General features: G+C 35.6%; 16 protein-coding genes. 8 read left to right on the top strand and 8 right to left on the bottom strand.

All coding sequences use genetic code 11. The features are described 5' to 3' along the window. The first annotated feature begins 515 nt into the window (after positions 1-515). The 4 genes from ACFFIS_RS07475 (at position 516) to ACFFIS_RS07460 (ending at position 4,941) form a co-directional block, all read left to right on the top strand. Positions 516-1,070: a beta-class carbonic anhydrase gene (locus ACFFIS_RS07475; RefSeq protein ID WP_320378570.1), complete on the top strand. Its 555-nt coding sequence runs from the start codon at positions 516-518 to the stop codon at positions 1,068-1,070. Positions 1,071-1,185: 115 nt separating this feature from the next. Continuing rightward, a complete protein-coding gene (locus ACFFIS_RS07470) occupies positions 1,186-2,694 on the top strand; it encodes a spore germination protein (RefSeq protein ID WP_390186825.1) in 1,509 nt (502 codons plus the stop codon). A gap of 10 nt (positions 2,695-2,704) precedes the next feature. Further along, positions 2,705-3,808, top strand: a complete 1,104-nt coding sequence (locus tag ACFFIS_RS07465) for a GerAB/ArcD/ProY family transporter (protein ID WP_390186823.1) — start codon at positions 2,705-2,707, stop codon at positions 3,806-3,808. Beyond that, on the top strand, positions 3,805-4,941 hold the full coding sequence (locus tag ACFFIS_RS07460) for a Ger(x)C family spore germination protein (RefSeq protein ID WP_320378565.1): 1,137 nt from the start codon (positions 3,805-3,807) through the stop codon (positions 4,939-4,941). The genes ACFFIS_RS07465 and ACFFIS_RS07460 overlap by 4 nt, the downstream gene beginning before the upstream one ends. A 196-nt stretch (positions 4,942-5,137) precedes the next feature. On the opposite strand, the gene ACFFIS_RS07455 is transcribed toward ACFFIS_RS07460, so the two are convergent. The 3 genes from ACFFIS_RS07455 to ACFFIS_RS07445 form a co-directional block, all read right to left on the bottom strand. Beyond that, positions 5,138-6,385: a quaternary amine ABC transporter ATP-binding protein gene (locus tag ACFFIS_RS07455; protein WP_390186821.1), complete on the bottom strand. Its 1,248-nt coding sequence runs from the start codon at positions 6,383-6,385 to the stop codon at positions 5,138-5,140. Beyond that, positions 6,382-7,242: an ABC transporter permease gene (locus ACFFIS_RS07450; protein ID WP_320378564.1), complete on the bottom strand. Its 861-nt coding sequence runs from the start codon at positions 7,240-7,242 to the stop codon at positions 6,382-6,384. Before ACFFIS_RS07450 ends, ACFFIS_RS07455 begins: the two co-directional genes overlap by 4 nt. A gap of 165 nt (positions 7,243-7,407) precedes the next feature. Then, positions 7,408-8,400 carry an ABC transporter substrate-binding protein gene (locus ACFFIS_RS07445; protein WP_390186820.1) on the bottom strand — a complete coding sequence of 331 codons (993 nt, stop codon included), beginning with the start codon at positions 8,398-8,400 and terminating at the stop codon, positions 7,408-7,410. A gap of 627 nt (positions 8,401-9,027) precedes the next feature. On the opposite strand from ACFFIS_RS07445, the gene ACFFIS_RS07440 reads away from it, so the two are divergent. Together ACFFIS_RS07440 and ACFFIS_RS07435 are read left to right on the top strand one after the other, a co-directional pair. After that, positions 9,028-9,471: a MarR family winged helix-turn-helix transcriptional regulator gene (locus ACFFIS_RS07440; RefSeq protein ID WP_320378563.1), complete on the top strand. Its 444-nt coding sequence runs from the start codon at positions 9,028-9,030 to the stop codon at positions 9,469-9,471. 35 nt (positions 9,472-9,506) lie between these two features. Beyond that, positions 9,507-12,698, top strand: coding sequence for an MMPL family transporter (locus ACFFIS_RS07435; protein ID WP_390186819.1), 3,192 nt, complete (start codon positions 9,507-9,509; stop codon positions 12,696-12,698). 242 nt (positions 12,699-12,940) lie between these two features. On the opposite strand, the gene murG is transcribed toward ACFFIS_RS07435, so the two are convergent. Next, positions 12,941-14,014, bottom strand: a complete 1,074-nt coding sequence (murG, locus tag ACFFIS_RS07430; RefSeq protein WP_390186818.1) for an undecaprenyldiphospho-muramoylpentapeptide beta-N-acetylglucosaminyltransferase — start codon at positions 14,012-14,014, stop codon at positions 12,941-12,943. 421 nt (positions 14,015-14,435) lie between these two features. Between murG and ACFFIS_RS07425 the strand changes: the two genes are divergently transcribed. Next, positions 14,436-15,800, top strand: a complete 1,365-nt coding sequence (locus ACFFIS_RS07425) for an MATE family efflux transporter (protein ID WP_390186817.1) — start codon at positions 14,436-14,438, stop codon at positions 15,798-15,800. A gap of 200 nt (positions 15,801-16,000) precedes the next feature. On the opposite strand, the gene ACFFIS_RS07420 is transcribed toward ACFFIS_RS07425, so the two are convergent. The 3 genes from ACFFIS_RS07420 to ACFFIS_RS07410 form a co-directional block, all read right to left on the bottom strand. Continuing rightward, positions 16,001-17,347 (bottom strand): TldD/PmbA family protein, encoded by a 1,347-nt coding sequence (locus ACFFIS_RS07420; RefSeq protein ID WP_390186815.1) that lies wholly within the window; start codon positions 17,345-17,347, stop codon positions 16,001-16,003. A 3-nt stretch (positions 17,348-17,350) separates the two neighbouring features. After that, positions 17,351-18,742 (bottom strand): TldD/PmbA family protein, encoded by a 1,392-nt coding sequence (locus ACFFIS_RS07415; RefSeq protein ID WP_320378561.1) that lies wholly within the window; start codon positions 18,740-18,742, stop codon positions 17,351-17,353. A gap of 234 nt (positions 18,743-18,976) precedes the next feature. Continuing rightward, a complete protein-coding gene (locus tag ACFFIS_RS07410) occupies positions 18,977-20,512 on the bottom strand; it encodes an AbgT family transporter (RefSeq protein WP_390186813.1) in 1,536 nt (511 codons plus the stop codon). A gap of 226 nt (positions 20,513-20,738) precedes the next feature. Between ACFFIS_RS07410 and ACFFIS_RS07405 the strand changes: the two genes are divergently transcribed. Then, positions 20,739-20,870 carry a hypothetical protein gene (locus tag ACFFIS_RS07405; protein ID WP_390187106.1) on the top strand — a complete coding sequence of 44 codons (132 nt, stop codon included), beginning with the start codon at positions 20,739-20,741 and terminating at the stop codon, positions 20,868-20,870. A gap of 296 nt (positions 20,871-21,166) precedes the next feature. On the opposite strand, the gene ACFFIS_RS07400 is transcribed toward ACFFIS_RS07405, so the two are convergent. Continuing rightward, a complete protein-coding gene (locus ACFFIS_RS07400) occupies positions 21,167-22,456 on the bottom strand; it encodes an NCS2 family permease (protein ID WP_320378558.1) in 1,290 nt (429 codons plus the stop codon). Positions 22,457-22,712: the final 256 nt, after the last annotated feature.

Here is a 22,712-nt window from a genome sequence, read left to right as displayed (position 1 = left end):
ATCAAATAAAAAAAGCACACGTCTATGCGTATGCGATCAAACAAAAACAAAAATGTTCACAAAAAAAGCACAGACAAGCTGTGACCATTTCTCTTTTGTTAAATGTATTCCATTGCATCAATCGTTACAATCAGAACCCATAAACTGTATAGAAATTAAACCTAAAAAACCCGATAGGAGGTCACAATAAATATTGAATTGTTAGTAAATACCTGATCCTTAAACACTTTCATCATCATCATGACCTCCCTTCTCCTACTCATTATTGATAATTATATTATTTGAAATTTTAAAAGTCAACAACTATTTTTGAAACACTGAAACATGGGTGAAACATGGGGACGGTTCTCTTGTGTCAGTAACCTTCCCAACAAATAGGTATAACGATAGTAACCGCACAATCTCTGGTAATGACACATGCTCTATTCCATTAGGCTATTTAAGCTTTTCCTATGATTGGAAAAACTGTTATACTTATAAAACATAAAAATTCACACTAGTAGGAGACGATATGAATGCGTTTAGATGAAATGCTAGCTTTTAACAAACAGTTTGTTGCCGACAAAAAGTACGAGCCGTACAAAACGGACAGTATCCCGAACAAACGAATGGTCGTTTTTACCTGTATGGAGTCACGTTTAGTGGAACTTCTCCCTAGAGCATTAAACATCCATAATGGCGATGTTAAGATGTTGAAAAATGCCGGGGCGATTATTCGGAAACCTTTTGATACAATGGTAAAAAGTATTCTTGTTGCAATTTATGAGCTACAAGCAGAGGAAGTAACTGTAATCGGTCACCATGATTGTGGTATGTCTCATATTGACCCCAAAAGTTTTACAAACAAGATGATAGAAAAAGGAATTGACGAACAAATAATTAAAACATTAGAAAATGGCGGTATCAATTTCCACGAAGAATTTCACGGCTTTGAAACAGTAGAAGAATCTGTTATGCAAAGTGTAAATATTATTCGAAACCATCCATTGCTTCCGAGCTATGTGAAAGTTCATGGGCTTGTCATTGATCCAGCCACTGGAAAAGTAGATGTTGTTACAAGACAAGATTAAAGTTTAGAGGGGGCAGATTCCAAAAGGGTCTACCCCTTCTTCATTTTCCCACACATATTCTTCCCGCATTGTCACATACTACCATTATGATTCTTTTTTCGTGGAGGCTCCAACTGTGATAAGAAGGCGTGCAACCAAACAAGGCAAAGAAATTTTCCCAATTAAAATAGATGAATTAAAAAAAATATTACAGTCCCATTTCGAAATGAACAAGGATGATTTATCTTTTACAACATATGAAAAACAAGGAAAAAAAATTGCAGTTTTCTTTATTGCAACTGTGGTGAATTCAGATAAAATAGATCAGTCTTTATTGCAACCTCTTTTACAAATGAAAGAGAGCTGGACCGCAAATTCCATAGCAAATAACATTCCGATTGAGTCTAGCCAAAAATTGAACTCTTTTGAACATATTCTAGAAATGATTACGTATGGAACCGTAGTTGTATATGTAGAAGATGATCCAGAAGCTATCACTTATCTACTACTTGAAAAGGAAAAAAGAGGATTAGCTGAAGCTGAAACTGAATCACTCGTAGTTGGCCCTAAAATTGCATTTACAGAGTCTATTAATACTAATATGAATATCGTCCGTTGGCGGATTCGCTCTACAGATCTTGTCATGGAAGAATTACACATTGGAAAAACAGTTCCAAGAGAAGTTAGACTCGTTTATATGAAATCAATTGCGAATGAAGCTGATGTAAATACGATGCGGCAGCGATTACAAGACTTAGACGTTGGTGAAATAGAAGATGCTTTTGTTCTTACTCAATACATAGAGGATGACCAACTGAACTTATTCCCACAGTTTGATACTACGGAATTACCTGACCGTTTTACATATGCAATTACAAAAGGTAAAGTTGGTGTTCTTGTAGAAAATAGCCCAACAGGATTTACCGGGCCGACAACTTTTTTTAGTCTTCTTGAATCTACAGAAGATTTATATATGCGTTGGCAAGCTGGTACATTTTTACGTCTATTACGATTTATAGCTGTCTTTTTTTCCATCGTGGTAACGCCATTGTACGTTGCTATTATTACGTATCAGTCCAACATATTACCTGTCGAATTACTCGTTTCAATTGGGCAATCAAGAGCCGCAGTACCATTTCCACCGCTAATCGAAGCATTGATTTTAGAATTATTAATTGAGTTTCTTCGTGAAGCCGGGGCAAGACTCCCAACAAAAGTTGGACAAACAATGGGGATTGTCGGTGGTATTGTAATTGGTCAGGCTGCTGTTGAAGCTGGTTTAACGAGTAATATTTTAATAATTGTTGTAGCAATGAGTGCATTGGCTTCTTTTACAACACCAGACTACTTAATGGGCACAACCATTCGCATTGTACGTTTTCCATTAATCCTCTTATCTGGATTTTTTGGCCTAGTTGGACTGATGTTTGGGTTATGTTTTTTAGTCATTCATCTCGTCCGGTTAACGTCAATGGGACGCCCTTTTTTGACACCGCTATATCCATTACAAATAAGTGATTTTAATAAAGTGTTTTATCGTACACCACCAAACGTTGATGGCAAACGTGCAAAATCATATCGACCTAAATTTATGTTTCGATATGGGAGTAAAGAAGCAGAAGAAAAACATGATGTCGATGAGTAGGTGAGGGAATTTGGACGTTAATCTTACAGTTAATAAAAATGCCACCATTCGAGCCTCTTACATTTTTTTTATCATGGCGACGGTTCAGTTAGGTGTAGGAATTTTGGGAGGCCCAGCTTACGTCTTTCAAGTAGTAAAACAAGATGCATGGCTATCAATTATAATCGCCACTGTAGCAATAATGCTCAATTTAACCATCATGTTTTTTATTTTAAAACAGTATAAAAATGCAGATATATTTGGCATTCACATCGATATATTTGGAAAATGGCTAGGTAAATTAATAGGCTCCATTTATATCGCCTATTTTATGCTTAGTATCATATCTGTATTATTAACCTATTTAGAAGTTGTCAATATTTTCCTTTACCCAACGTTGTCCCCATTTATCATTGGGTTACTCATCATCACTTTGATCGTTTATAGTGTTAGTGGCGGTTTACGAGCTACTGTTGGCACATGTGTAATTTTCTTTTTTCTTACGCAGGGGGTGTTATTATTTTTATATGATCCTATTCAGAGAATTGAGTGGGACCATTTCTTCCCGATGTTTCAAGCCTCCTTTCCAGAATTATTAAAAGGGGCACAAAAATCTACTTACACCTTACTTGGCTTTGAGTTTATCCTTTTAATATATCCTTTTATTGATAATAAAAAGCATATAAAATTACCGACTTACTTAGGTGTACTATATTCTTCTATTATCACTTTAGCATCAGCAGTAATTATTATCGGTTATTTTAGTTTAAAAAGAGTAACTGTCGTTGAATGGCCTTTTTTAACTGCATTTAAAAGTGTTTCCCTACCATTTGCTGAACGATTAGATTTTATCGTCGTTATGCTTTGGATGATGGTTGTCTTACCAACTTGTGTACTTCTTACGTGGATGATTAGTCAAGGATTACACCGTGTGTTTGCAATCAATTTAAAAATGGCAGTATATGGCGTCTCTATCATCTTATTATTAATCGTGAGCTTTTTGAAATACGATTATATTATTTTAAAAGTTACCGATTACGTAGCAAAAATTGGCTTTTGGCTTATTTTCGTCTATCCTTTTATATTATTACCAATTGTTTTATTGAAAAATAAAATAAGGGGGAACAAAAAATGAGACTCCTTAAACTAACATTATTATCTACATTATTACTTCTCACGGCATGTCTTGAAAGTCGTCAAATAGAAGATTTAGGTGTGATTATCGCAAGAGGTACTGATAAAGCAGAAGATGATAAAATTGAAACCTCATTAGTTATTTTTCAATTTGAATCTCAATCACAAGAAATAGCGAAAGTTGTCACCGGTAAAGGACATACTTTTAAAGGTGCCATGGTAAACGCCAACTATGAAACAAATTTTTTATTAGATGAAGGTAAAATTCAAGTTGAATTATATGAAAAAGAGTTAGCCAAGCAAGGCCTAACGCCATATATCGATATGATTAGTCGCGATCCGAATACACCTGATACGCTCTACCTAGCAATAAGTGATAAAAAGGCAAAGGATATTATTAATTTACAATACCAAGGTATTTCCGTAAATATCGGACAATATTTACATGGTGTTATTGAGCAAAATTCAAATCAAGAATCACTATTCCCAAAAACTACACTTGTATCGTTTACACGAATATTAAACGATGTTGGAATTGACCCCGTCCTTCCTGTCTTTTCCTTTGATAGTGAAGGTGGCATACCAAAAATTACACATATCGGTTTACTAAAAAATGATAAATTTGTTGGTCAAATACCAATTGAGAATAAAACAATGATAAATTTAATTAATAATAAACTAAAAGATGTAATGATTGAGTTTACGATACCTGCTGAACCATTTAAAAATAAAATAAAACATCGCAATCTGGATAGTGAGAAACTTTACGTATCTTTCATGATTTTAAAAAGCAAGGGGGATATCGAAGTAATCGATAAGGAACAACTTCGCTTTAGAATTAATTTAAAAGCTAAGTTAGTGCTTTTGGAAATATTAGAGGAATTGGATCTATCCGACAACGAAACATTGCATTTAATAGAAAAGGAAATTGAGAAGCGCCTTCAGCAAAGATACAAAAGGCTATTAACTTATTTCAAAGAACTAAATGTCGATCCATTAGGTTTTGGTACAGAATATCGTAAAGTATATCGTAAAGGTGAATTAACTGATAAACAATGGCGTGCAAAGTACCCTAATATCAACGTAGATTACAATTTTGACGTGAATATCATCCGTCATGGTGAAACGTATTAAGGAGTATACTACGCTTTCCAAATTTTAACGATGCGTACTTATGCATTTCATGAAATCCACCCATCTGATAATTTTCGGACAAACCGCGGGATCTTTCTATAAAGCTTTTCACAATATCACATTTCCATCAATTTTTCACCATATGCCAATAATTAAAAGACAGCCTCTAACGAACATAGGCTGTCTTCCTTGTTTATTATATTAAAGCAGTTAAGCCATTTTCGTAATGTAGCGGATACCCATGATAAATATCACTTTCACTAACATCATCTGATACGAGGCCCGATAAGACATGTACGCGTAAAATAAAGCCAATTAATCGTTCATCTTCATTCACAACCGCTAATGGATATTTAGACTCTAACGCTTTTGGAATTAAATCATTAATATATTCCTCTTTGTCTACCACCATATAATCTTGACACAACACATCTTCAAGAGATTTCTTTTCCTTAATACCTTTAATTGCATCATCAATTGTTAATATTCCTTGGATTTTTCGACTTCGATCTACAGCAAACACACTTGAAATCCCATTTTGCTCCATTTCCTTTATCGCAACATTTAAACCATCTTTTGTTGAAACTAATGCATTTGGTTTAATCATGATATGTTCTGCTTTAAACACCTTTGAGCGATCAATATCTTTGATAAACTCAGAAATATAATCGTTTGCTGGTTGCTCAATAATTTCCTCTGGCGTACCAACTTGCACAACATGGCCATCTTTCATTACAGCAACACGGTCACCAAGCTTGAATGCTTCATTCACATCATGCGTAATAAAGACAATTGTTTTTTGTAAACGCTCTTGAATATCAAGAAGTTCTAACTGCATTTCACGACGAATAAGTGGATCAAGGGCACTAAATGGCTCATCCATGAGCAATATATCAGGATCATTTGCAAGTGCACGCGCCAATCCTACACGCTGTTGCATACCACCTGATAATTCATCAGGATATTTATCTTCATAACCCTTTAAACCAACAATTTCGATATTCTCCAAAGCTATCTTACGACGTTTCACTTTGTCAATATTACGAATTTCTAATCCATATTCCACATTTTCCAAAATTGTTCGATGACTAAATAAGCCAAAATGCTGAAATACCATTGCTATTTTTTCTTGGCGGATTTTTTTTAGCTCTGTTTGATTATACTGTACAATATTCTCGTCATCTATATAAATTGCGCCTGCAGTCGGTTTATTCAATAAGTTAAAACAGCGAATAAGTGTTGATTTCCCACTACCAGATAAACCCATTATTACAAAAATCTCACCTTTATTAATATGAAAAGAAGCATCATAAACACCAACGGTATGGTTTGTCTTTGCTAGTATTTCCTCTTTCGTTTTTCCATCTTTAATTAACGGAATAACAGATTTCGGTTTTGAACCAAAAATCTTTGAAACATGTTCTAATCTTATTTGCGTTGTCATTCCAACTCCCCCTTCACTCGTTGAAATTTACCTGCGATTCCATTTGTTATCCGATCAATAATAATTGCCAAAAATACGATACTAATACCAGCCTCAAAGCCTAGCGCGATATCAATACGATTTATTGAAACAAGAACTTGTTCTCCTAATCCTTTCGCACCTACCATGGAAGCAATAACAACCATTGCCAATGCCATCATTGTCGTTTGGTTAACTCCAGTCATAATGGTCGGCATTGCTTGTGGCAATTGTACTTTACGAAGCATTTGAAATTTTGATGAACCAAATGATAAAGCAGATTCGACTACTTCTTTGTCAACACCACGAATAGCTAATTCTGTAAGACGAATAACAGGAGGCAATGCATAGATTAACGTCGCAAAAATAGCTGACACGTTACCAAGTCCGAAGAAAAATATCGCGGGAATCAAATAAACAAAACTTGGCATTGTCTGCATCGCATCTAGTAATGGGCGCATGACACTTGAAAATCCTTTACTAAATGCCATCCAAACTCCAAGTGGAATACCAATAATCAAACAAATAATGACTGCAAAAGTTATAATCGCAATCGTTGTCATCATATCTTCCCATAATCCAAACGTTCCAATTAGAAAAATAAAAACTCCAAATAACAATCCTGACCAAATCGATTTAAAATACCATCCTAATCCAATAATAATTAAAATAAACAACCACCATGGTAACCATACTAAAAAATCATCAATACTATTAATCATTCGAGAAGTTATAAAAAATATAAATTGAAAAAACCCTTCTAGTGAACGATCTAAAAATCCAACAAAATCTTTTACATATTCTCCTATATTCGTTGATATATCAGGAAAACTCCCCATAGGCAGACTGCGAATCGCAGTCCTTTCACCTCTCTTATTAAATTTTTTTGACACATAAAGTAAGCTTTTTTATAAATGTTGCACCAATTTCTTATACTACTCTCTGAATAGTAGATACATAAGCAGCTAACCGCTGAAGGTCAGCCGCCTATCTCACTTTATATTTTATTTCAATGTGTCCTTAACTTTTTCAGCAATATCATCTGAAACCCATGCTGTCCAGACATCTTCATGCTCTTTCATCCACCAAATAGCTGCTTCTTCTGCAGATGCATCATGTTCTTCCATATAATTTAAAGCTTCCTCTGTTAAATCATTACTAGTTTCATATTTTTCTAGAAACTCAACTACCTCTGGTGCTTGTTCTGGCATATCTTTATGAACAGCAACGACTACATCATTCGGTGGGAATGTAGTACCACGATTTTCATCCCAAATCTCCTGGTCAAATGCTGGCTCTTCCAATAATGTTAAATCATATTTCGCTGTAACCCATGTCGGAGACCAATAGTATCCTACCCATGCTTTTCCACTTTCATAAGCTTTTACTAGATCTGCAACAGCCGCAGAGTCTGATCCTGGGATAAAATTCTCCATTGTTTCTCCCAAACCATATGTTTCAAATTTTTGTGTTATTGTTTCTTCAACAGCCCATCCACTTGGACCATTAATAATACGACCTCTACCTGGCTTTTCAGGATCTGGGAAAATATCAGGATATTTTTTCAAATCTTCCACTGTACGTAAATCTGGCGCCATTGGCTCAATGCCACGTTCAGGATCTCCTTCTATCACATATGTAGGTACGTATAACCCTTGGTCATTATCCGCAAAGTTCGTAGATGTCCTCACAATATCTCCACTATCAATTGCCTCTTCATAAACTTCCTTTATATTATCGGTCCAAATTTCCATGTAGACATTAATGTCGCCTTCACGTAATCCTTGGACAGTTGCTGCTGTTGACCCTGCTGTAACATCTGTATCATATCCGAATCCTTCTTCAATAATTTTCCCTGCAATAAAATTATGCACACGAATACTATCCCACCCTGCATCCGCAAATATAATTTTATCCAACTTTCCGTCCGCATCCGAACTACAAGCTGCAAGAAAAATAAGCAATGTTGAAAAAATAATCATTGTAAGTTTTCTCATAAACTAATATAACTCCCCTTTTTTGAAATAATGTCGTTTTCTACTAAAAATGAGCACAGAAATCCGTTTAATGGTTTTTCATCCCCTTTTACTAACGGCAATGCACATTCCGAAACAGTACGATCCTGAGCTTAAATATAAGCTATCCTTCAACCAATTCATACAAAGTTAAAAATAAATTCTTTTGAATTTGACAGTGTGGAAATAACAACAGCAAATATGAAGTAGTAATGTTAGGAAGATAACCAAGCAATCAAACCATACCTTATTAATGCTATCGAACAGGCTTTTATTTCGCAAATCGAATAATTGGCTATATCTCAAGGTATAACGCGATTAATCGTCCTAGCGTGGATATAATTCATTAATATGTCATAATAGAATGATATTCTCGTAATTTCATCTATTTCTAACATTTCTTTCTAAATAAACTCTCCTGATATACCCCAACTTTCCTTCTAAATATTCCAATAATTGATTACCCAAAATAGCGTCCATGTAAACATTATTTCTGTAAATACACGACATTCTTTTCTTTACACCTATTCCATTCTTTATGTTAAAATTGATTCATCCCGTGAACTATTCACGAATTAAACTACTTTCCCCATGGAGGTGAAATGATAAATGGAACTTAAAGTATTAGCAGATCGGTATCAAGTGGCGATGAATACTGTATTTCGTGGTGTCAATCACATTATGAAAGAAAAAGTTCACTCCGATATTACGACAGATCAATTTGCCACTTTACAATATATTCAACAACATGATCAATGCACAAGCACTGAAATTTCCCATGCATTTGGCGTTGGCAAAAGCGCCGTTACAAATCAAGTGAACCGATTAGTGAACAAGGGGCTTGTTTATAGAACACGTGATGAAAGTGATAGACGTAATGTCTATTTACATATTACCGAGAAAGGTTCTGAACTTGTTCAGTATACAGAAAAAGAATTATATACAGTCCTTGAACCATTACTCGGGCACTTTTCTAATGAGGAAATACTCACCTTTATCGAAGCTTTAGAAAGACTTGCATTATTAATGGAAGACTATGACAAACGAAATTAAAGGGAAATTTTAAACGAAGAGAAAGGGGAACATGTATGAAGCAAATTATTCGTTTACGGTGGACTGTCGCAGTAATTTGGATCATTATTGCAGTAGGTTTATTTATTTTTGCACCAAACTTACAAGAACTCGTTCGTGAAAAAGGGCAAATTAGTGCACCAGAAGGTTCAGCCTCTATGGAAGCCAGCAAATTACTAAAGAAAATGTCAACCGAATACGATGAACATACCCATGGTGCTGTTCTCGTTTTCCATGAAGATAAAAAAATGACAGGTAACCAAAGAGCTGAAGTTGAATCAGCCATTGATGCTTTAAAAAACAACAACAAAGAATTAGCTGTAACAAACATTTTAGATTTCCGTGATGACCCTGCCATTGCATCACAAACTGTTGCAGAAGATGGTAAAACGATTATTGTTCCGTTCGATGTTTCATTTAAAAATCAGGACATTGAAGAATCTAAAGCTAAAATTAACTCTGTCTTGAAAGATATTGAAGTGCAACACTTCCTAACTGGAGAAGAATATATAAACCAAGACATCATTACAAACTCAGAAGAAGGATTGAAAAAAACAGAGATTATTACAGTAGGGCTCATTCTTATCATTTTATTTGCTGTATTCCGTTCAGTTGTCGCACCATTTATTCCATTATTAACGGTCGGGATTAGCTATCTTGCAGCACAAGGAATCGTTTCTATTTTAGCCGATACAGTAGACTTCCCTCTTTCTACGTTTACACAAATATTTATGGTTGCAGTTATGTTTGGAATTGGGACTGATTATTGCATACTAATCATTAGTAGATTTAAAGAGGAACTTACCGAAACTGACTCAGTTAAAGAAGCTGTAATTGCAACTTATCAAGGGGCAGGGAAAACCATTATTTATGCATCACTAGCTGTCTTAATCGGTTTTTCAACAATCGGATTGTCTACATTCTCTCTCTATCAATCTGCTGTTGCTGTAGCAGTTGGTGTAGCAGTTGTGCTTCTTGCATTATTAACACTTGTACCATTTTTCCTTGCTGTATTGGGCAAAAAAATATTTTGGCCATTTAATAAGCAGGTTGAACATAAGGAAAGTAAAATTTGGGGTGCTGCAGGACATTATGCTTGGACACGACCAATCATCGCAATTGTGATAATTTTAGTCATTACCTTACCCACACTCTTAACTTATGATGCTAGCAAATCATATGACTCGTTGGCAGAAATTGGTGATAATTATGATTCAGTTAAAGGCTTTAACGCTGTAGCAGATAGTTTTGGACCTGGGCAAACAATGCCTACTTCCGTTGTTCTAAAAACTAATAATAAAATGGAACGTACAAAGGACTTTCAAGATATTGAAAAGATATCTGCTGAAATAGCAAAAATGAAAGGCGTCAAAGAAGTGCGTAGTGCTACCCGCCCTGCAGGAGAGGTCATTGAAGATTTCCTCATGGATAATCAAACTGAGCTATTAGCGGATGGGATTGGCAAAAGTGCTGATGGACTAAAAGAAATTCAGATGGGGCTACATGAAGCTGCTACTGAACTAGAAAAATCTAATCCACAGCTTGACGAAGCAAAAGATGGCGTGAATCAGCTCATGTCTGGTACAAATGATGCAAAAGAAGGCATTGGCGATCTCAAAAGTGCGCTAACCGAAATTCAGAAAGGTATCCAAGCAGGTTCAGCTGGCGCTGGAGAAGTAAAGAAAAATCTACAAACAATAAAAACGAACTTAGATAAAACTATTACAGGAAACAAGCAGTTACTTGGTGGCTACAAGGCAATTACAAAAGGTTTAGAGGGATTCGGAAATATTGATGTAAACTTTGACAAACTAGGTAATACCGAGGAATTAGATCAACTAATCGCTACGCTAGAAGGCGCAATAGAAAACGTTGAATTCGTTCATAAAAAAGCCATCGATTCTGATCCAAGCTTACAAACTAATCAAGCATATATGACCGCTTACCAAACTGCTCACGCTCAAATTAGCGGTTCTATAAAAGGAGTTACAGAACTAAAAAAACAACTCGATACAATTACAAAACAGGTTGGAAAACTTGGAGATGTAACAACACAATTAAAAACTGAAGTCGTTGTTCCTTTAAATGAACTAAACAAGAACTTTGCTACGACTATTTCTGGTCAAGAAGAACTTGCAAATGGAATTGGCCAGCTTATTTCCGGCATAGATGAACTACAAGGGGGCTTAAACGAGGCAGCCAATGGGCAAGGTCAAGTTGCAGGAAGTTTACCTAGCTTACAAGAAGGCCTAGCGCAAATATATGGCGGACAAAAAGAATTGAAAACAGCATTTTCCGAGATGCAAGACCAACTCACTGAATTAAGTGATGGCTTAAGTGCTAGTTCAGTCGGTCTAAGTCAAATACATGACGGATTAAATGAGGTAAAAAACTATCTCGGCGAATTTGATATAGACACCACGAATCCAATCGTCGTTATTCCCGATGAAGCACTAGAAAACGAGGATTTCATCGAAGGTATTAAACCATATTTATCTGATGATAAAACAATTACAAAACTTGATGTCGTACTTGATATTAATCCATATTCAACCACAGCAATTAAACTTATGGATCAAATTTCGCAAAAAGTTGATGACGTAAAACAAGGAACTACATTTGAAAATAGCACACCAAAACTTGGTGGTGTAACAAGTACGAATAACGACTTGCAAAAAGTTTCGGATGAAGATTATTCCCGTACAGCCATTCTAATGATTATCGGTATCTTCATTATTTTAGTTATATTACTAAAATCAATCACGATGCCACTTTATTTAATTGGCTCTTTGCTCGTAACATATTTTACGTCAATGGCATTTGCTGAATTTATTTTTGTAACAATTGGTGGTCACGATGGATTAACATGGGCAGTTCCATTCTTCGCGTTTGTTATCTTAATGGCGCTTGGTATCGACTACAGTATTTTCCTAATGGACCGTTTTAATGAATATCGTAACGGTGACATGAAAGTAGCATTACTGTCCGCTATGAAAAATATGGGAACGGTTATTATTTCAGCAGCTGTTATTCTCGGTGGTACATTCTCAGCAATGCTCCCATCAGGTGTATTATCAATTTTACAAATTGCTACGGTAGTTATAACAGGCCTATTCTTATACGCATTTATTATGCTGCCTTTATTTATTCCAGTCATGGTAAGACTATTTGGTAAAGCAAACTGGTGGCCGTTTATAAGGAAAAGCTGAAGGGCCTGGTCAGACCCCGACAAGCTTAAGTAAGAACTCCTTAGTGTGTAGTTAGACCCACAAATAGCACAAAGTGAAACTTCAACCAGTAGGAGTTTTTGTACTTCCTCCTACTGGTTGTAAGTTGAACGAATCTGACTTTTACTCTTTACTGATGCCCGCTTATCAGCCTGAAATTCCCTCTATTTCTTAAAGTGGAGGTAATAATGCCAGTTATCCAGCGATAAGATTAATATTATATATTAGCTTTTCGCAAAATCCTTAATCAATCTCATCACATGATCACGTGCATCTTCACTTTTATACGACTCCATTGCTTTTTTAATGGTAGCTTCATCATTTTTTAACTTTAACAATTCTTCTACAAGTGAATCTTTTGTTACTTTCTCTTCCTCTAATACATTTGCATAACCTTTTTCTTTAAAAGACCGCGCATTTAAAATTTGGTCCCCTCTACTTGCAGCTTTTGATAAAGGTATTAATAGCATCGGCATACGTAATGCTAAAAATTCAAATATCGCATTTGCACCAGCACGGGATAAAACAAAATCAGTGATTGCAAATAAATCATTCAATCCTTCGTTTACATATTCAAATTGCACATACCCTTTTTGGTTCATTGATTCGTCAGTTTTTCCATGACCACAAATATGAACTATTTGGAATACTGCTAATAAGTCATCTAAACTTTCACGAACAGCACGATTTATGTTTTCAGATCCACCACTACCACCCATAATAAGCAACACAGGTTTTTCTTGGTGAAATCCGCATGTTGCCCGACCTTTAACGGGATCCCCCTGAAACAGCTCATCCCGAATAACTGCACCAACAAACTCCGCCTTCTTTTCAGGTAAATATTGCATCGTCTCATTAAATGTTGCCAACACTTTTTTGGCAAAAGGGAAAGCAATTTTATTAGCGAGTCCTGGTGTGTAGTCTGACTCATGAATAAGGGCTGGGACACCACGTAGTTTCGCTGCTAACACTACTGGAACAGATACGAATCCACCTTTTGAAAAGATGACATCCGGCTTTCTTTTTCCAATGATCCGCCATGCTTGCATTGTACCTTTTAATACTCTGAATGGATCTTTCATATTTTCAATCGACATATACCTACGTAATTTCCCGGTACTAATCGGATAATATGTTACATTTTCTAACTCCTCTATTAATTTTCGTTCGATTCCATTATGCGAACCAATATAATTTATCTCCCATCCTTCTTTTTGAAAAATTGGGATTAACGCCATATTTACAATCACATGGCCAGCAGTTCCACCGCCGGTAAATAATATGCTTCTTTTTTTCATGACTATAATTTTCCCCTCTATCGCTGTTATTCACTTTATATCGTGCACTTTTTATCAATCATAAACTTTATCATAAAATCCATTATTTTTCATGTGAAACTTTCTTAATTAAGCACAGATGAACTTCACATGAATATCTTATGAAGAATCCTAACCATTTTTAGTATAGACACAAACTCCATAGCATAGAACAGTCCGATGTGACCACGTTTCTATTTTTATTACATTTTAAAGATCAACGAGTCCACGTAAATCGTTTACTATCAAACTTATATTTTAGGAAATTCCCATTATCTCTATTTTCTTTTACAGTAAAACTTCTATTGTCCTATTAGCTTTATTCCTCCATTTACTAGTATAATATAGAAGGTTTCATTTAGAACAGAAACTTGAGGCAAAATAATGAAGAAGGAAGAGTTTTATGTACGTAACAACAACATTTAGAGAAAAGCTAAAATTGTTTTCATTTATTTTAGTTCCAATTTTAATTACACAAGTAAGTATGTATTTAATGAATTTTTTCGATACTATTATGTCTGGACGAGTGGCTGCTATTGATCTTGCTGGAGTTGCAATTGGCTCTAGTTTGTGGGTTCCTATATTCACAGGGGTAAACGGCATTTTACTTGCAATTACTCCCATTATCGCTCAATTAACAGGGGCAAAAAATACTGATGAAGTTCCTAACCGTGTTCAACAGGCAATCTATTTGTCCGTTATCTTAGCTTTTATTATTTTAATTATCGGCATGTTTACATTAAATCCGATTTTGAACATGATGGACCTAGAAGCCGAAGTACGACACGTCGCAAAATATTATTTAATTACTCTCATCACGGGAATTATCCCATTATTTATTTTTAATACACTACGCTGCTTTATTGATGCACTTGGAAAAACGCGTATTTCTATGTTTATCATTTTAATATCACTACCAATCAACATTGTATTTAACTATATCTTTATTTTTGGAAAACTTGGAGTTCCAGCATTCGGTGGAGTAGGTGCCGGTATTGCCACTGCCATCACGTATTGGATTGTTTGCATATTAGCAATTATCATTGTCATTCGCGTTTCACCATTCAAGCCATATCGTATATTTGCAAACTTTGTAAAACCACAAGTTACCGCATGGTGGGAACAATTAAAAATTGGTGTCCCAATTGGACTGTCTATTTTTTTTGAAACGAGTATCTTTTCTGCTGTTACGCTATTAATGAGTGTATATAGCACATATACAATTGCTGCACACCAAGCAGCCATGAATTTTGCATCCCTTTTATATATGCTGCCACTTAGTATCGGCATGGCACTTACAATTACAGTTGCTTTTGAAGTCGGGGCAAAGCGCCACCATGATGCTAAGGTTTACAGTGTAATCGGAATTTACAGCGGATTAATTATTGCAATTTTTGCTGGAATTATCCTTTATGTATTTGATGACTCTGTTGCGAGACTGTATAACACCAATCCAGAGGTTGTTGCATTAACAAAGCAATTTATCTATTATGCAATTTTCTATCAATTTGCTGATGCAATTGGAGCACCAATTCAAGGTGTGCTTCGCGCATATAAAGATGTGAATGTCACACTCATTACTTCACTCGTGTCTTTTTGGGCTGTTGGTTTACCTTTAGGGTATATTTTGGCTAATTATACTGCACTAGAACCTTTTGGCTATTGGGTCGGAATTATTGCGGGATTATTTAGTGGTGCAATTGCCTTATTGTCTCGTCTCCTATATGTACAAAAAAAAGTACGTCATGTTGTTGAAGTAAACAAATAAGTGCAGTAGCTAACTATTGATTATTTATTCATATCCCACTTGACGTAATATACACCAAAAAGCAGAGCAATTCATTATAAATTGCTCTGCTTTTTTTCATGTGAAATGATTCTATTCAGCAAGTTTTTTGCCGTTTGAGAAACCCGGTTAACAGTACGGGTAACTTGTGGTTATCCCTTTACGATGGATATATCCGATGTTTAATCTACCGTTACGGCTAAACTTTTTATTTTCAGTGAAGGTGACCCAATATATCCACCCATTGGCGAAAACTCTAAATCACGACCTACCTTCTCCACATCCTTTAATAGATCAAAAAAGTTTCCTGCGACTGTCATTTGATTTGTCGGACCAACTATCTTGCCTTCTTTTACAAAATAACCTTCTGCAGCAAGTGAAAAATCACCAGAAATCTGGTTTGCACCTGAATGAAGCCCTGCCAAATCGGTAATAATGACACCTTCTTCAAGCTCACTGTACAAGCTTTCGTAACTTTCATCTGACTTTTCAACAAAAAAGTTGGAAGGGCTCACGCCGATTGTACCTTTATAAGATGGCTTATACCCATGTCCAGTTGATTGGACACCATCTTTTTCAGCAGTTTTTAAATTATGGAAATATGTTTTTAATTGACCATTTTCCACGATGGCATGTTTTTTAGTTGGAACCCCTTCAGAATCAAATGTGCCACTACCCATTCCATCTTCCAAAAATGGATTATCCACAAGTGTGACACAGCTTGCAGCAATTTGCTCCCCAATTTTATCCTTCAGACGAGATTGCCCTTTTTGAACAGCATCCGCTGAAAAGGCTGAAGTGAATGTTGCAAGTAATTGTGCTGCTGCACTATTTTTCAAAATAACAGGATAATTTTTATTCGGATAAGTCTTCCCACCTAAGAACCCTAAAGCTTTCTCCACCGTTTCCTTCGCAAGTTCATCACTATTTAACGTATGAAAATCTTTTGTTACTTTAAAGTGAAATCCCGATTTCACTTCTTCCCCGTCTTTCACCATTACAGAAAACATCACATAAAGAAAATTATTCCGATCTTGTAAAGCTAAACCATCATGATGGAATAGTGCCTTTTCGGATATTTCATCACGCAACGAAACATGGTTTGCTTGGACAACTCGTTTGTCGTATGCCAATATTTTTTTCTCGACTTCTTTTAAAAAGGAGATTTTTTCTTCTGTCGTCACATCCTCTATGGCTGGAGAATAAAAGTCCTTTTCCATATAGGTTGCCTTTTCAGTAAATAACTTTTCTCCTTCTTCCTCAATTAAGAGAGCATTTTCTTTTGCATTGGTTAATAGAAAGGTAATCGATTCTTCGTCTAGTTTTTCCGTATATGCATACCCCATCTTTCCTTTGTAAAATCCTCGAACAGAAACACCATTTACTGTTGATGACTCATATTTATCGATTTCACCTTTATATATGTTACAAGAAAAACTGTCCGACTTTTCATAATAAACCTCTAAAGCAGAAAAGCCAAGTTTCTCCCCTTCCACAAATACTTGTTCTTTAAATTTTAAAATATCCATTTCTTATGCCTCCCTTCCGCCAACTGTAATTTCACTTACGCGCAATGTCGGTTGCCCAACGTTAACTGGCAAACTACCACTAGAAGCACCGCACATTCCTGCTCCATGGCCTAAGTTGTTTGCCACCATGTCTACATGTTGAATAGTTGTAGCACCATTTCCAATTAATGTTGCCCCACGTAATGGCTTATCAATTTTTCCATTTTTTACAAGATACGCCTCTTCTACCGCAAAGTTATAATCACCTGTTGCTGTATTTACAGAACCACCACCCATATATTTTGCATAAATACCATGTTCCGTGTTGGCAATAATCTCTTCTGGTGTTGATTTACCTGGTGCAATATACGTATTAGTCATCCGAGATGTCGGAGCAAATTTATAAGACTCACGACGACTAGAACCCGTCGACTCCATATTCATTCTTCTACCATTTAATTTATCAATCATGTATCCTTTTAAAATACCATTTTCAATAAGCACATTTTTACGAGACTTTTCTCCCTCGTCATCAATATTGATGGAACCCCATTCATTCGCAAGTGTACCATCATCAATATATGTAACGAGATCAGAAGCTACTTTTTTACCAACTTTATTTGCAAAAACAGAACTGTTCTTTGCAACAGACGTTGCTTCTAAGCCATGACCACATGCTTCATGGAAAATAACCCCACCAAATTCATTATCAATGATAACTGGAAATTTTCCACTTGGCGCAGGATCTGCATGAAGCATCGTCACTGCCATGCGTGCTGCTTCCTTCGCATAATGGTTTAAGTCGAGATTTTCAATAAACTCAAAACCCGCGTGAGCTCCTGGTCCGTAGAATCCGCTTTGCATATCATTGCCGTCGGTTGCTACTGCTGCAATGGCTAAGCGACTACGCACCCTTTGGTCTTCAACAAATTTACCTTCTGAATTTGCAATCAGTACATTTTGCTCTTCATCAAGTAAACGTATCATTACTTGTGATATTTCTTCATGATAATTTTTCGCAATTTCATTCGCCTGTTTCATCACTGCCAGTTTACGAGATTTTTCTATAGTGTTTGGCATGAATTTAATTGGGTTTATTGTTTGAATTTTTTCTTTTACAAGTGGCAAGATAAGTGTCTTTTCATCCGTTGCAGTTTGAATTGCTTCTGCCGCTGTTCTTGCAGCTTTTAATAATCCTTCTTTAGAAAAATCGTTTGTATAAGCATATACACTTTGCAATCCTTTAAAAATACGAATACCTACACCAAAATCACGACCAGATAAGCTTTGTTCCAGTCGTCCACTTCGTAAGCTCATATGATTAGAATAAAGATCTTCCACAAAAACTTCTGAAAAGTCGCCACCAGTTTCTAATGCTGCTTGTAAAACTTCTTCGATTAACGCTTTATTTAACATACTGAACCTCCCCATTTAAAAGTAATTTGAAAATAATAATACTTTCATTATACTTTAATTGATTAGAATTGCATCCTTTTTATGATTGAATTTTCCTCAGACTTTAGGCGGAGATAAAATCGAGTTGTGGAAGTTATGTTTAAAATTTAAGCAAACACTTAGTATTATTGAACCTATGCGTAGTTAATTAAAATAACCCTCATTCAAAATGAATAAGGGCGATTTTAGTATATATTATTTCGTATAGAGAATTGATGAAGCTGGACCAAGATCAATACCGAATAACATCCAAACAATCAGCATAATTGTCCAACCAATTAAGAAAAATAGTGAGTATGGAACCATCACTGATATCATCGTTCCAATTCCCATCTTCTTATCATATTTCTGTGCAAATGCAATAATCATCGCAAAATATGTCATAAGTGGTGTAATAATATTCGTTGACGAATCAGCAATTCGATAGGCCATTTGGGTAAGTTCTGGTGAATATCCTAATTCCATCATAATCGGTACAAACACCGGGGCCATCATTGCCCACTTTGCTGAAGCACTTCCAATGAATAAGTTAATAAATGCGGTAATGATAATAAACATTAAAATTAATGGAATCCCTGTTAACTTTACACTATCTAAAAACTCCGCACCATACACACCTAGTACAAGACCCATATTCGATTCATTAAAGTAAGCGATAAATTGCCCTGCTGTAAATGCAAGTACAATAAACATTCCCATAGACGCCATCGTGTCTGTCATTTGTTGCGCGACATCTTTATCATTTCGTATTGATTTTGTAATAACTCCGTAAACTAGCCCTGGGATGAAGAATAAAATTGTAATGATTGGTACAAGGGAACTCATAAATGGAGATTGAATGATTGCATCTACTCCACTACCTTCCCCACGCATCGGTGCATTTTCCGGAAGTACCAATAAAGCCATTAATCCAGTTGCAACTACCATTGAAATAATAGCCCATAAAATTCCCTTTTTCTCTTCACTTTTCAATGTATCTATTTTTTCCCGATACTCGCCTTTATATTCTCCCAGGCGAGGCTCTACTATTTTTTCTGTAACCCATGCCCCAATTAATGTTAATAGAAAAACAGAAACAATGATGAAATAATAGTTCATTGCAATATTCATAGATTCCGCATATGCAGGATTTATAATTGAAGCTGCTGAAATAGTTAGTTCACCTAACAATGCATCTGTACCAGATAAAAATAAGTTTGCACTAAATCCTCCTGATACCCCTGCAAATGCTGCTGCTAAACCAGCCAACGGATGACGCCCTATTGCGGCAAATATAACAGCCCCCAGTGGTGGCAATACAACATAACCAGCATCAGATGCAACACTTGACATGACACCAGCAAAAACTAACCCCAATGTAATCAGTCTATTAGGTACAGATAAAACGAATCCACGTAAGACAGCACTAATTAAACCTGAACGTTCTGCAACCCCAATACCTAACATCGTTAATAAAACGACACCTAGTGGCGCAAAACCAATAAAATTATCTGTCATACTTGTAAAAATGTACTCGATTCCCTCTGCACTTAGTAAGTTTTTCACTTCGACTATTTCTCCTGGTTTCCCAGGATGTTCCACGCTAATACCAAACATCGACACAATCGCTGATAATCCAAGAACAATCAACGCCAATAATCCAAATAATGTAGCGGGATGTGGTAATTTATTACCTACAGTTTCGATACCATCAAGCGACCGTTGGAAAAATCCCCTTTTCTGCTTAACCATGAAATACTCCTTTCACACTGTTATAATTTTCTGTTAAATCAGGTTTTTAAAACACAGATACTTGCTATTATATAGCGTGTAGTAAAATAAATAAATAGATTGGCAATAAATAAAAATAGTTACAAATGTGACAATATTTTCTATATATGAAAGGGAATTTGAAGCAGTCACAATTTTAGTTATGGGACAAATTCGTAATAAATATAATGAAGTAAGGTGGTGAGCTGTGATGAAAAATATTGACTGGAACATGGCGATTTTCGTTGGAGGATCACTTATTCATGAATACTGGGTATTTTGGGGACTTCCACGTGTATACTATTGGGACTTGAAGCGAGAATATACGCCTCCTAAATAAACGGATGATTAATAAATATGATGTATGAAATATATTTTGATTTTAAAATACTTGATGCTGTGAATATTTTGGAGGGAAACAGCCCGGAATAGACTCTACAGCCATCCATAGCAAAGTGAAGCGTATGTCAACCGAGAGACCATAGAAACAATCCTTATGTATAGTATTTATAGGCCAACGAATTGATGATTGAGTTTCATCATATATGAATGGAACAGCGTGTAATTTTTAAACATAAAAAGAGCATTCACCCTCATTTTACAAGGGCAAATGCTACATAATAGATTGTGGTGGTTTTAATGTGCGGGGAAGAAGATCATCTGTAATAAAAAGACAACGCCAAAGAAATAAATAATCCAGTGAACATCTTTTCCTTTTCCGCTTACTAATTTTAATAATGGATACGTAATAAAACCAATTGAAATTCCAGTAGATATGCTGGAAGTTAATGGCATTGCTAAAATTATTGCAAATGCTGGAAATGCTTCATCAAATGTTTTCCAGTCGATTCGTGCTAAGCCTTCCATCATAAAACAACCTACAATTATTAACACTGGTGCTGTAATAGCTGGCAAATCAGCAATAGCACTAATTACCGGTGTGAAGAAAATCGATAGAATAAAAAACCCTGCTACAACAACGGATGTTAAACCAGTTCTGCCTCCCGCTGCTACACCTGATGTAGATTCTACATAAGCAGTTGATGGACTTGTCCCAAACATTGAGCCTACCGTTGTAGCCGTTGCATCAGCTAATAATGCAGCTTTTGCACGTGGTAACTTTCCATTTTTCATAAAGCCAGCCTGCTCTGCTACCCCAATCATTGTACCTGTCGTATCAAAAATCGTTACTAATAAAAACGCAAACACAACCGCATATAAATGATGCGTAAACACTCCAGCAACATCTAAATCAAAAAATACTGGAACAGGTGGGATTGATGTTACCTTTGTAAAATGCAACTGACCTGTAAAATAACCAATTACAGCAGTGATAATCATCCCAATAAACAATGCGCCTTTTACATTTCTTGCTAATAACGCCAATGTAATAAACAAACCTGCGAGTGTTAATAGTGTTACAGGTTGATGTAAATCGCCAAATCCGACCATATTAGCTTCATTTGGAATTACAATACCAGACATTTTAAGTCCTAGGAAAGCGATAAATAATCCAATTCCAGATGTAATTCCAAATTTTAATGAAGGAGGAATCGCTTGAATCAATGTTTCACGTAGTTTTGTTAAACTTAATAAAATAAAAATAAGTCCGGCAACAAATACCGCTCCAAAAACAGCTTGATAAGATAAACCGTGTGATGCTACCACACTGGCAAAATAAGCATTTAATCCCATTCCAGGTGCAATAGCTATCGGATAATTTGCGCCAAAAGCCATAATTAAAGTCCCCACAACTGCTGAAATGATAGTAGCCATAAAAACTTGATCAAAAGGAACACCTGCAGCTGATAATATAGCCGGGTTTACAATGATGATATATACCATTGTTAAAAATGTCGTCATACCTGCAATAAATTCCGTCCGTATTGTAGTTTGCTTCTCCTCGAGCTTGAAAAACTTTTGCATTTCAGCCACCTTGCCTTCCGAATATTTATATCAACATGTTATATAATATTCGTTTTTAACCTGAATTTCAAGTGTAATACTAATATTTTCATATAAAATATACACACTTTCGCTTAAAAACCCGTACATTATATAAATGGATGTCTAATAATGAGTTTAAAAACCCGAACAATTATTTGATTCTATTCACACGTAATAAATGTCCGGAAAAAACATAGCCTTACATTTTTTATTATGCTCCATTTTATTTTTTCCA

The organism is Paracerasibacillus soli, from assembly GCF_042432965.1.
Taxonomy (GTDB): domain Bacteria; phylum Bacillota; class Bacilli; order Bacillales; family Amphibacillaceae; genus Paracerasibacillus; species Paracerasibacillus soli.
Note: the sequence above shows the minus strand (reverse complement) of the source record. Positions and strands in the feature narration are given on the sequence as shown.

Excerpts from the sequence above, each read along its gene's own strand:
- ACFFIS_RS07475 (WP_320378570.1), top strand. The coding sequence starts at position 516 with ATGCGTTTAGATGAAATGCTAGCTTTTAACAAACAGTTTGTTGCCGAC.
- ACFFIS_RS07460 (WP_320378565.1), top strand. The coding sequence starts at position 3,805 with ATGAGACTCCTTAAACTAACATTATTATCTACATTATTACTTCTCACG.
- ACFFIS_RS07455 (WP_390186821.1), bottom strand. The coding sequence starts at position 6,385 with ATGACAACGCAAATAAGATTAGAACATGTTTCAAAGATTTTTGGTTCA.
- ACFFIS_RS07450 (WP_320378564.1), bottom strand. The coding sequence starts at position 7,242 with ATGGGGAGTTTTCCTGATATATCAACGAATATAGGAGAATATGTAAAA.
- ACFFIS_RS07445 (WP_390186820.1), bottom strand. The coding sequence starts at position 8,400 with ATGAGAAAACTTACAATGATTATTTTTTCAACATTGCTTATTTTTCTT.
- ACFFIS_RS07440 (WP_320378563.1), top strand. The coding sequence starts at position 9,028 with ATGGAACTTAAAGTATTAGCAGATCGGTATCAAGTGGCGATGAATACT.
- ACFFIS_RS07435 (WP_390186819.1), top strand. The coding sequence starts at position 9,507 with ATGAAGCAAATTATTCGTTTACGGTGGACTGTCGCAGTAATTTGGATC.
- murG (WP_390186818.1), bottom strand. The coding sequence starts at position 14,014 with ATGAAAAAAAGAAGCATATTATTTACCGGCGGTGGAACTGCTGGCCAT.
- ACFFIS_RS07425 (WP_390186817.1), top strand. The coding sequence starts at position 14,436 with ATGTACGTAACAACAACATTTAGAGAAAAGCTAAAATTGTTTTCATTT.
- ACFFIS_RS07420 (WP_390186815.1), bottom strand. The coding sequence starts at position 17,347 with ATGGATATTTTAAAATTTAAAGAACAAGTATTTGTGGAAGGGGAGAAA.
- ACFFIS_RS07415 (WP_320378561.1), bottom strand. The coding sequence starts at position 18,742 with ATGTTAAATAAAGCGTTAATCGAAGAAGTTTTACAAGCAGCATTAGAA.
- ACFFIS_RS07410 (WP_390186813.1), bottom strand. The coding sequence starts at position 20,512 with ATGGTTAAGCAGAAAAGGGGATTTTTCCAACGGTCGCTTGATGGTATC.
- ACFFIS_RS07400 (WP_320378558.1), bottom strand. The coding sequence starts at position 22,456 with ATGCAAAAGTTTTTCAAGCTCGAGGAGAAGCAAACTACAATACGGACG.